This window comes from Nonomuraea sp. NPDC003754 (assembly GCF_053605785.1).
The window spans coordinates 230787-233698 of record NZ_JBSGJX010000010.1 but is presented as its reverse complement, the minus strand read 5'-3'; the positions used below and the strand labels follow the sequence as shown (position 1 = coordinate 233698).

1 protein-coding gene and 1 rRNA gene are annotated in these 2912 nt (G+C 67.9%); both read left to right on the top strand.

What is annotated here, in order from left to right; all coding sequences use genetic code 11:
- The first annotated feature begins 32 nt into the window (after positions 1-32).
- Positions 33-149, top strand: a 5S ribosomal RNA gene (gene rrf, locus ACWEVS_RS15850).
- A gap of 1923 nt (positions 150-2072) precedes the next feature.
- The coding region (locus tag ACWEVS_RS15845) for a hypothetical protein (RefSeq protein WP_452552022.1) at positions 2073-2912 on the top strand (840 nt) is incomplete at its 3' end.

The window sequence follows — 2912 nt, the reverse complement described above, 5'->3', positions numbered from 1 at the left end:
TCTGAGACAGCAAGCAGCGTGTCTCGTAGGGTTGCGGCGGTTATGGCGGGAAGGAAACACCCGGTTACATTCCGAACCCGGAAGTTAAGCTTCTCAGCGCCGATGGTACTGCACTCGAAGGGGTGTGGGAGAGTAGGTCGCCGCCGCACAATCTTTACAGTAAGGGCCATCCCGGTTGGGGTGGCCCTTACTGCTTTTCCGGCGGTGTTGTGGCCGGGGCTTGCTGGGTGTGCTCGGTCTTCGACATGGTGCGGATGCCTTGTTGGCAGTGGCAGTGGCAGGCTGCCGGGGCCTCGGTTGACAGGACGGGCTTCCGGCGACGGTAATGAGCGACGGCCCGCACCACTGCTGGACAGACGCCTCGTTCCCTTCCGCTGGAACGAACGCGTCGTTTCCTCCCGGCTTCCCGCGCGCACCACGGTCGGGAGGTTCCACGTCAGCTTCACGTCGTCGAGGTCATACATTCAGGCCCTTGGCCGGAGGATGACGCCCCAGTCCAGGTGCTGCCTGCCGTACTTCTGATGAGGGCGGCGTGTCACCGCAGGGACTCGCGGACCTCGGTCGGCTCGGGCAGTCAGGATTGTTGCGCAACAAGCTGCTGAGCCTCGCCACCGGCCGGCGGTGTTCGGACGAGCAGGCCCCTCAGCCCACCTCGATTCAGTTCGCTCGCATACAGTCGCTTGGATACAGGGACGAGGGAGAAGGCCTGCATGGTTCGGCAGTTACTCGCGCCGCTGTGGGGCTCTTCGACCTGGCTCGCGGCCCGCTCGTCCGCTTCACACTGGCACGAACGTCAGCCACTCCCCTGGGTCTGGGCGGTAATCGCTCTGCCACCCCGGTCTCGGCGGCCTGGCCTGTGGGCGCGGCGAGGCGGATCTCGTTGAGGTCCGCGCCGGCGCCGGTAGGTGTGAACGGTCAGGATGCTCTGCTGCTGGGCGGTCATGGCATTGCAGGCTGACGGCCAGTAGAAATTGCTGGTGGATGGCCGTGGTGGGGGTGGGGGATGGCCACAGGATCGAGGTCGATCGACAGCCTCGGTGCTGCCGGACCCGGTGGCGCAGTGGGTGTTCCGGTTGACTCCGGCGGCCGGGTTGGCGATGCCGCAAAGCATCCCGGCATACCCATACATAGACGGAAATTGCATGCCGGCCGCGCGGGTTTCCACCCCTTGCCACTCAGGGCCGGGCTGGCGGTGCTCTGCGCCTACGTCGCACCAGCCCTGAGCGTGGCCGTCAAGCAGAGGGGCACTTGATCTCTTTCCGACCTATGATCACGCGCATATGAGCGATATCGCCCCACCCCCGATCGCTCGCGTAGACGTCGTGCGCGACACCCACCACGGCATCACACTCGAAGACGCAACGACGACCTTTCCAGCGAGAGCCTCGGCCAGACGGTGGGATGTCCGCTTACAGTAGGGCAGAGGCGGGCCGCCCAGCGGCTGAGCGTCTCACCCGGCCGCAGGCGAGAGAGAGCTGGCGGTGCCCCTGCTGGATGCGGCAGCTCGTGCCCGGCAGGTCGAGAATGGCGTTGTTGATCGGGCTCTGGATGCGGTGACGGGATTCTGCGGTTGCGCGGAATCGGACCGACCTTGGCGGCGAGAGTTCCGGCACAGCGTGATCGCCTTTTCCGACGGTGCTTGAGGTCCGGGGACACCTGGGCTCTTGCTAGGCTGGGGAGGCCTGGCCACCCTCAACCTCGGGTGGCCTTCGTCGCGTAAGACCCGAGTGGGCGGCGATCAGCCACGGTGGACCGTCTCGGTGGAGCACGCGTCCGCTGAGTGAGCCAACGAAATGGACCAGAAGTGAACAGAGACAACGGATCGGACGACGAGGGCCGCGAGCGAGGCCGACAGAGCGAGGACGCGCCTCGCTACGGGGAGAGGCGTTCGTACGGCGAGCGCGGACAGTCGCGCGGAGAGCGTCCGTTCAGGTCCGGTGAGCGGTCGCGCGGCGGATACCAGGGGCGTGACGACCGGGACGAGCGGCCGAGGTCGTCGCGTCCGTTCCAGAACAGGGATGAGCGGGGCTACGCCTCCCGTGACGACAGGCCCCAGGGTTTCAGGGATCGTGGTGACCGTCCGCAGGGTGGCGGGTTCCGGGATCGTGGCGATCGTCCGCAGGGTGGCGGCTTCCGCGATCGTGGCGACCGGCCGCAGGGCGGTGGCTTCCGGAGTCGGGACGATAGTCCGCAGGGTGGCGGTTTCCGGAGTCGGGATGACCGTCCGCAGGGTGGCGGTTTCCGGGGTCGGGATGACCGTGGGTTCCGTGACAGGGATGATCGCGGTCCGCGTCGTGACTTCGAGCGGCGTGAGGATCGGGGTGGGTACCGCGACCGCGGTGACCGTCCGCAGGGTGGCGGGTTCCGGGATCGCGGTGACCGTCCGCAGGGTGGCGGGTTCCGGGATCGCGGTGACCGTCCGCAGGGTGGTGGGTTCCGTGACCGCGGTGACCGTCCCCAGGGCGGTGGGTTCCGGGATCGGGGTGACCGTCCGCAGGGCGGTGGTTTCAGGGATCGTGGCGATCGCCCGCAGGGTGGCGGGTTCCAGGGTCGGGATGATCGTGGTCCGCGTCGTGACTTCGAGCGGCGTGAGGACCGGGGTGGGTACCGTGACCGCGGTGACCGTCCCCAGGGCGGTGGCTTCCGTGACCGCGACGAGCGCGGCTTCCGCGACCGTGGTGACCGTCCCCAGGGTGGCGGGTTCCGGGATCGCGGTGATCGCCCGCAGGGCGGTGGGTTCCGCGATCGGGATGACCGTGGGTTCCGTGACAGGGACGATCGCGGTCCGCGTCGTGACTTCGAGCGGCGTGAGGACCGGGGTGGGTACCGTGACCGTGGTGACCGTCCCCAGGGTGGCGGGTTCAGGGATCGGGGTGACCGTCCGCAGGGTGGCGGGTTCAGGGATCGCGGTG